The sequence below is a fragment of the Wolbachia endosymbiont of Pentidionis agamae genome, from assembly GCF_036711655.1.
Lineage (GTDB): Bacteria > Pseudomonadota > Alphaproteobacteria > Rickettsiales > Anaplasmataceae > JAZHPY01.
In genome coordinates this window covers 1-8,206 of sequence record NZ_JAZHPY010000051.1, presented here as the reverse complement: position 1 = coordinate 8,206, position 8,206 = coordinate 1, and the positions used below count along the sequence as shown (strand labels likewise).

The following is an 8,206-nucleotide window of genomic DNA, read 5'->3' as shown; positions in this document are numbered from 1 at the left end:
ATGCATTAAATAAAACTAAATTTTCTATATCTTTGGATGGAACTAGATATAACCTCAATGGAATGTATATGCACTCTGACAATGAGTCTTTATATTTTGTAGCAACAGATAGTCATCGTTTATCTTGTATAAAAAAATGTAAACCTGATAGTGTTCAAGGCAACTTTGGTATAATAATTCCACGTAAAACCATTTTAGAATTATTAAAAATACTAGATACTAGTTTGATAAAGATTGAGCTATCAGATAGAAAAATTAAGTTTACTTGTGAAGAGTATATTGTGCTATCTAAGCTTATAGATGGTGTTTTTCCTAACTATAATTCATTTCTCTCAATATCTCCTCAGAGTAAACAACTAATTATTGAAAGTGATAGACTTGCAAGTGCTATAGATCGTGTTTCCGTAATTATTTCCGATAAAGTTCGCTCAATAAAATTTCTTTTAGATAAAAATAAACTATCTTTACATGCAAGTTCGGAAAGTGGAGGCAGTGCTATTGAAGTTCTTGATGTAGAATATAGTAATGACTCTATAGAAATATCTTTTAACGCACGTTACCTACTTGAGGTTTTATCTTGCGTAAAAAATCACTGCAAATTTAATTTTACAGATAAGCATAGTGCTGTTGTCATTACTGATGAAGATTACTCTGATGCATCATATATTGTAATGCCAATGAGAGGTTAGATTTGTTTCTTTAAAATTTTTAAAGGTGCATCTTATAAACGATGTAAGCAGTTTTAAAGTGTCAAGTTATGGATAAAAATTTCAGGTTTATTGGAAGATATTAAATTCGTTAACTATTCTTTCACTCATCTAAATTTTAGTAGCAAAACTCTTTTCTTTTGTAATCTCTTCTATAAGAGAAATTGTATTATCTATTCCATATAATTTGATAAAAGAACCCATCCTTGGGCCAGTTTTTTGACCAAGCAATGTTTCATATAATAACTGAAACCAATCACGCAAATTAACATAATTATGTTTTTTTCCAAGAAAAAATATTTGAGTTTGTATCTCTTCAGCAGTAGCTATCATAGGTAAAGAGAGTAGAACTTTTTGTAAATCTAGTAAAGCACTCTTTTCTTTTTCATTTGGAATTTTATATGATTTTGTTGGTTTTATAAAATCGTGATAATATTTTACTGCAAGCTCTGAAAGTTTATCAAGGGTTTTATTATTTTCAGGTGTAACATCTGGAGCATAAGTTGATATAAATCCCCAGAGAATTTTTTTATTTTCAGCATTACAAGCTGCTGATAGATTAAAAAGTAGTGTAAAGTTTATGCCTGATATTTGTACATTAGGTACATTGCTCTGATGAATATGCCAAACAGGATTGTTAACATCCTCTTTTTTATTATAACTTTCTATAAGTTCTAAGTATTCATCAGTTGATTTTGGTATCACATCAAAGTATAAACGTTTAGCCTTTTTAGGATTTTGAAAAATATATAAAGCTAAACTTTCTGTGGGTGCATAAGTTAGCCATTCTTCAATCGAAATCCCATTGCCCTTTGACTTTGAAATCTTTTTTCCTTCTTTATCAAGGAAAAGCTCATAACAAAATAAAAGAGGAGATTTTGCTCCAAGTATTTCGCATATTTGACTTGAGAGAACAGCAGATGGAGTTAAATCCTTTCCATGAGTTTCATAATTTACTCCAAATGCAGCCCATCTCATTCCCCAATCTGGCTTCCACTGCAACTTACACCTTCCTTTAGTAATAGGAGTTTCTATGCTTTCTCCATCTAAATCTTCATATATTATTGTTCCACTATTTTCTTTTATTTCAAGAATTGGAACTTGTAGAACTCTAGAAGTTTTAGCACAGATTGGTAAAAACGGACTATAAGTTTTTTGTCTTTCTTCTCTTAATGATGGAAGCATTACATCCATTACTTTATTGTAGTTTTTAAGTAACAACAACAGCTTATCATCATATATGCCTGACTTATAAGATTCTGTTGAACTTCTAAATTCATATTCGAATTCAAAAAGGTCAAGAAATTTACATAACAAAGAATTCATATGATGACCATAACTCTCATGGGTACCAAATGGATCTGGTATCATAGTTAAAGGTTTATTCAGGTGTCCTATCAACATTTCACGATTAGGAATATTATCTGGTATTTTGCGCAAGCCATCCATGTCATCTGAAACAGCAATAAGCTTGACTTTTACTCCAGGTGAAATCTTCTTCAGTGCATTGATCACAACTGTAGTACGAAAAACCTCACCAAAAGTTCCAATATGTGGTAATCCTGATGGACCATACCCAGTTTCGAACACAATTTCTTTTTGATCGGAAAAACGTTCCAATATTTTTTCTGCTTCTTGAAATGGCCAACTTGTCATATAAAATACTCAATTATTAAGACATCATCTTTAATTTTATCTTAAATACTCTCTGCTTCAATTGATTTTTTATGTTAGATTGTGTTATATAGAAAACTAAGTAATAAATAGGTAAAAAATGTCTATAGGAACTATACAAACAGATCAATTATTTAAAGGGCTTACGAGACCTGCAATGATTCTAGGTGTAACTTTCACGTTTGCAATATTTAATTTATTGATAAGCGTGTTGACTTTCATTTATTCAAATGATCTTAGAGTTCTTTTCTTTCTTGGACCAGGAATACATATGTTAGGCTTTATAGCTTCTTCAAAAGAACCGTTATTTATAGAAATTTTTATGATAAAGTTGCAAAAATGTTCAAGATGCTTGAATCGTTTTTATCATGGTGCTAATTCATATGATATAATTTAACAGTTACTTATATGTTAAAATTTAGTTCTATTAAATCGAAAAAAAGATCTATATTTAATAGAGAAATCCATACTTCTGAATTTCTTCCATATTCGTGTTATTGGAATAGCACAACTTTGATGATGAAAGATGATTCATTAATGAAAGTCATAAAATTAGATGGATTTGCATTTGAGACAGCTGATGATGAAGATTTGACAATACAAAACAATATTAGAAATCAGATGCTTCGTAGTATATCATCTCCTGCTTTTAGCTTATATTTTCATATAATTAGACGTAGAAAAAATATTTTTTCTGATGAATTTGCAAGTAAAAATTTACCAAATTTTTTTGCTAATCATGTTAATTTGAAATGGAAAGAAAAACATGCAACTAGACAGTCATTTAGTAATGACCTATACATTACAGTAATTCGAAAATCTGATGCAAAAGGTGTGGATTTTTTATCCAGTTTTTTTAAGAAATTTGGTCAAGTTGCCTCTCAAAAAAATCGTGAAAATGATATGCGTGCAACTTATGAAGATTTAGAGGAAATAACAAATCGCATTATCACAAGTTTAAGAAATTATTCACCAAAAGTACTAGAAGTTAAAAACACAGTAAATGGTTTACATTGTGAAATTATGGAGTTTCTAGTGAGAATTATAAATTGCGGTTTTGTAACTAATGTACTTTGTCCTGTTAGCACAGAGATAGGAAAGTATTTACCTCTATATAGGTTATACTTCGGACAGAAAGTAGTACAAATTGTTACCCACAACAGTAATAAATATGCTGGGATAGTAAGTATAAAAGAATATAGTCATCAAACTTCTGCAGGGATGCTTGATTCATTTCTACAACTTCCATATGAGCTTATTATAACACAATCATTTCACTTTATTAATAGACAACTTGCAATTACAAAAATGCAAATACAACAAAATCGCATGATACAATCCCAAGATAAAGCCATTTCTCAGGTAGCAGAAATTTCTCAAGCATTAGATGATGCAATGAGTGGGAAAATTGCTTTTGGCAATCATAATCTTACTATATTGTGTGTAGAAAAAAATCCTAAATCTCTCGATAATGCTTTATCATTAATTGAATCTGAACTTTCAAATTGTGGAATTTATCCTGTTAGAGAAAAAGTTAATCTCGAGCCTTCTTTTTGGTCTCAACTTCCAGGTAATTTCGATTTTATAGCAAGAAAAGGAGTAATAAGTACTCTAAATTTAGCAGGATTTGCTGCGCAACATAATTACCCTACAGGTAATAAATTCGGTAATCATTGGGGAGAAGCCATTACAGTATTTGACACAACATCCGGTACTGCATTTTTCTTTAACTTTCATATAAGGGATGTTGGACATACAATGATTATTGGACCAACTGGTGCAGGTAAAACTGTGCTAATGAATTTTCTCTGTGCACAAGCAATAAAAGCATCTCCAAGGATATTCTTTTTTGATAAGGATCGCGGTGCGGAAATTTTTCTGAGAGCGTTAGGCGGAGTATATACAGTAATAGAACCTAGAACTCCAACAAATTTTAATCCTTTGCAGCTTGATGATACTCCTGATAATAGAACATTTTTAATGGAATGGATAAAAGCTTTAATTTCTGTGTATAATAAGAAATTTACTTCTGAAGATATAGAGCATATTAATGCTGCTATAGAAGGTAATTTTAAATTAAAGAAAACTGACAGATTTTTGACAAATCTTATACCGTTTTTAGGTTTATCAGGTCCAGACACTTTGGCAGGTGCAATATCTATGTGGTATGGTGATGGTTCGCATGCTGCAGTATTTGATAATAAAGAAGATTTAATAGATTTTTCACAGTCAAGAGTATTTGGTTTTGAAATGGGATACTTACTCAAAGATCCTTTTGCTCTTGGGCCTGTGCTACTCTACCTTTTTCATAGGATTAGTTTATCTCTTGATGGCACACCGTCTATGATTGTTTTAGATGAGGCATGGGCATTAATAGATAATCCAGTTTTTGCACCAAAAATAAAGGATTGGTTAAAAGTGCTTAGAAAATTAAATGCATTTGTGATTTTTGCTACTCAAAGTGTTGAAGATGCAAGTAAAAGTTCTATAAGTGATACTCTCGTACAACAAACAGCAACGCAAATTTTTTTACCTAATTTAAAAGCTACTAGTATTTATCGTGATGTTTTTATGCTCACTGAGCGTGAGTACATCTTAATAAAACATACAGATCCTGCTACAAGATTTTTTTTGGTAAAACAGGGAGTAAATGCTGTTATTGCAAGAATAGATTTACGTGGTCTAGAAGATGTAATTCATGTATTATCTGGACGCGCAGAAACAGTAGTGTTGCTGTCTGATATATTGAAAGAAGTTGGTCATGATCCAAAAGTTTGGCTACCTATATTTTATCAAAAGGTGAAAAATGTTTAAAATTAAATCGATATTGTTACTTGCTGCTATATTGTTATTAAATATAGATTTTTTAATAGCATATTCAGTAAGTGCGGATGAAATTACTGGTAGTAATGATACAGAGATTGTTAGCAGATTTAATTCTCAAGGTGAAGCAGTTCGAGCAACAGATCCAAATTGTGCTCTATTTAAAACTGCTGCAGTAATAGCTTCTATAGCTATTTTGATTGGCGTGGTCTGGACTGCTGTTGTTTTAATTGTTTCTTCTGCTGGATTATTTACTGCAATTGTTATTGCAGGGACAATTGCTGCAGTAGTAGGACTCTGGAAGGCGATAGGCGGGTTAATTGTTTGTGAGCATAGTTTTGTAAGACATCCAGTGATACGAGATGATGCTGGTAAGTATAAAGATTTTAAGCTTCATGATCAACAGTATGATAGTTGTACAGATAAGAATTATGAAAAAGAAGAGGAATATTTTAAATGTCTCAAGGATAAAATTGCTAATACAAGTGAGAGTAGTAAGAGCATAGAGACAAATATTATTGATTTAAATTTAGGTAATGCAGACTCTACAGATCATTATTACTGGCCAAAAAATAGAACACAATATAGTCAACACATAGAGATATGTCATAGAAAACCTATAACATTTGGCAGTATCTTCGATGAGATTACTGATTTTGATCCAAGGGAGAAAGAACTTAATATTATTAATAAGCGTCCATGGTCCAATATTGACGGTGCATTAAGGTGTGAAGCTCTAAAAGCTGGAGAGGAAAAGTGGATTCATGGAGCAAAATTTAAAGCATTCCGAAGAATGGGTAGATTATGTGTGGATTTAACTTGTATAAGTTCTTTCGGAATCAGTATGTCTGCTTGGCCTCAAGGAGAGATGGGATGTACTGATTTACCTCCTTCTCCACCAGCTCCACAATGTGAAAAATCTAAAGCTATATTTAAAAATACAGGTGGTCAAGAATCAGAGCTTTCAATACCAGGAGATCAAGATTATCTATCTTTCATAAAGGAAAAAGAAAAAGCCGGACAAAAGTTTATAAGGTACAACAATGAAGGATGTTTTGAGCCATATGTTTCAAAAGCTTGCTTTGGTGTAACCAAATCGTTATCGCCACTGCCAATGACTTCAATGGTAGTTCAGTGCATAAAAGAATCATTGGAAAATTTAGTAGCAGGGGTAGGTGCGCCAAATGGTGAAAGTTTCTTATCTGTTGCACAAAAGAGACTAAAAAACACTGTTACTGCATTATTAGTCCTAGCTCTCATACTATTTTCGATTAAGGTAATAGCAGGTGGAGTGCAGCATGGTCCACAAGAATTATACATGTTAATAATAAAGTTTGCTCTGGTAATGTTTTTTACAACTGGTGACACAATGTCTAAATATTACAAGGATTATCTCTTACCACTCTCAAATGGCTTGTCAAATAAAGTATTACAAGCCTCATCTGAGCAGAATGGTGTATGTGATTATAAATCTCAAGATTACGAGACAAGTCCTAGAGGAGAATCTTATAGTTACCTTATGGCTTGGGATAGACTGGATTGTAGAATGTTATTTTATCTAGGTGCTCCATTACAAGGTATTGGAGGTAAGATTGGTACTGGAGGGATTGCAGCATCAGCTGTGCTACTTGGATTTGCTCCTTTGTTAGCACTAATAGGTGCAATTATAGGAGTGATTTTGGCTGGTGGACAGATTTTGACATGTCTTGTTGCAATATTTATGGTGATCATGCTAATAATGACCGTTTTATGGATGGTATACATATTTATTTTATCGTTAATTGCATTAAGTGTGATCATTATCTTATCACCAATATTTATCCCAATGTGCTTATTTCAAGTAACAAAAGGATATTTTGATGGGTGGATAAGAGAGGTAATTACATATAGCCTCTATCCAGTGATACTTTTTGCATTCTTATCTTTTATGTTTATTGCATGTGATAAATTATATTTTGGAAATCTCAAATTTGAGAGGGACCCATATAGAGAGTCAGGAAATCAAAGAGTATGGTTTAAATTAGGAAACACAGATAATTGTGAAAATAATAAGGATACTTTAGCATGTATGTTGCAAAATTATGAATTTAAGAAGGGCAATGTGCTTGGTATATTTTACTACTCTTACATTGAATTTAAGGATTCGATACTTGGGCAAGTTTTAAAGCTAGCACTAGTATTGTTTCTATTCTTTCACTTTCTTAATGTACTTCCTGGTATGGCAGCAGAACTTGCAGGAAATACAAGAGCATCACTTGGGAATGCTTCAGTAGGGAATATGACGATGGGAGCTCTAAGTGCAGGACTGGCAATTGCTTCAGCCCCTGGGCAGGTAGCAAAAGCTATAGGCAAGAAAATTGCTGCAGCAAAAGGAAGTGGAGGAGAAGGAGGAGGAACTACAGCACGTTCTGGAGCAACTGGTGGAAAAAGTAGTGAAAGTATTAAACCTACAGGTAATTAATTAGCATTATGCTAAAGTTTTTGTTAATAGCTATGTTTTTTATGTTATCTGGTTGTGGAAGTCATTGCATTAAGCCACTGTCTTTAGGTACAGAAGATATAAGTACTACAGTTCCTACAAAATTTGATAAGAATGCAGTGCGATGGATTGATTCAAAAATTAATATTTCAAGTGACCAAAAGATAACAAATATAAATATTGTTCCCATTAACGTAAGGTTTTGTTCTAATCAGTATGAAGATTATCTTGTGAAAGCAGGAAGAAATACTTACAAATTGCCGTTTGAACTAAAAAAAGATGATAAGCTAAATTTTAGTATAGTAGGTATTAAAGTATGCAAAAGAAAAGATGGTAAAATCTCTTATAAAAAAATAACTGAGAAGTGTAACAAGAAAGAAAATGAAGAAGAAAAAGAATATTTAGCAAGAATTCTAAATCGGGAAAACTGTGAAGATGGGATATGTCCTAATAAATACATTATAGGTACTGGGAAGTGGTTTGACGGAAAAGAATATTTAAATCTTCTTCTAGATCCCAATAT

General features: G+C 32.1%; 5 protein-coding genes and 1 pseudogene. 5 read left to right on the top strand and 1 reads right to left on the bottom strand.

Annotated elements, in window-relative coordinates:
* Window positions 1–689: DNA polymerase III subunit beta (dnaN, locus tag V6U76_RS03580; RefSeq protein ID WP_333023653.1), on the top strand; the 689-nt coding region annotated here is incomplete at its 5' end.
* Window positions 690–818: 129 nt separating this feature from the next.
* Here dnaN and V6U76_RS03575 read toward each other — a convergent pair.
* Window positions 819–2,363, bottom strand: coding sequence for a lysine--tRNA ligase (locus V6U76_RS03575; RefSeq protein WP_333023651.1), 1,545 nt, complete (start codon window positions 2,361–2,363; stop codon window positions 819–821).
* A 118-nt stretch (window positions 2,364–2,481) separates the two neighbouring features.
* On the opposite strand from V6U76_RS03575, the gene V6U76_RS03570 reads away from it, so the two are divergent.
* From V6U76_RS03570 to V6U76_RS03555, 4 genes and pseudogenes are all read left to right on the top strand, one after another.
* Window positions 2,482–2,778, top strand: a complete 297-nt coding sequence (locus V6U76_RS03570; RefSeq protein WP_333023650.1) for a type IV secretion system protein VirB3 — start codon at window positions 2,482–2,484, stop codon at window positions 2,776–2,778.
* A gap of 11 nt (window positions 2,779–2,789) precedes the next feature.
* A complete protein-coding gene (locus V6U76_RS03565; RefSeq protein ID WP_333023649.1) occupies window positions 2,790–5,195 on the top strand; it encodes a VirB4 family type IV secretion/conjugal transfer ATPase in 2,406 nt (801 codons plus the stop codon).
* Window positions 5,188–7,665, top strand: coding sequence for a TrbL/VirB6 family protein (locus tag V6U76_RS03560; protein ID WP_333023648.1), 2,478 nt, complete (start codon window positions 5,188–5,190; stop codon window positions 7,663–7,665). Before V6U76_RS03565 ends, V6U76_RS03560 begins: the two co-directional genes overlap by 8 nt.
* Before the next feature lie 20 nt (window positions 7,666–7,685).
* Window positions 7,686–8,206, top strand: a pseudogene (locus V6U76_RS03555) (type IV secretion system protein); the annotation flags it as partial.

What these genes read in the sequence shown, in the direction of transcription:
- V6U76_RS03560 (WP_333023648.1), top strand. Translation starts at nt 5,188, where the DNA reads ATGTTTAAAATTAAATCGATATTGTTACTTGCTGCTATATTGTTATTA.
- V6U76_RS03575 (WP_333023651.1), bottom strand. Translation starts at nt 2,363, where the DNA reads ATGACAAGTTGGCCATTTCAAGAAGCAGAAAAAATATTGGAACGTTTT.
- V6U76_RS03570 (WP_333023650.1), top strand. Translation starts at nt 2,482, where the DNA reads ATGTCTATAGGAACTATACAAACAGATCAATTATTTAAAGGGCTTACG.
- V6U76_RS03565 (WP_333023649.1), top strand. Translation starts at nt 2,790, where the DNA reads ATGTTAAAATTTAGTTCTATTAAATCGAAAAAAAGATCTATATTTAAT.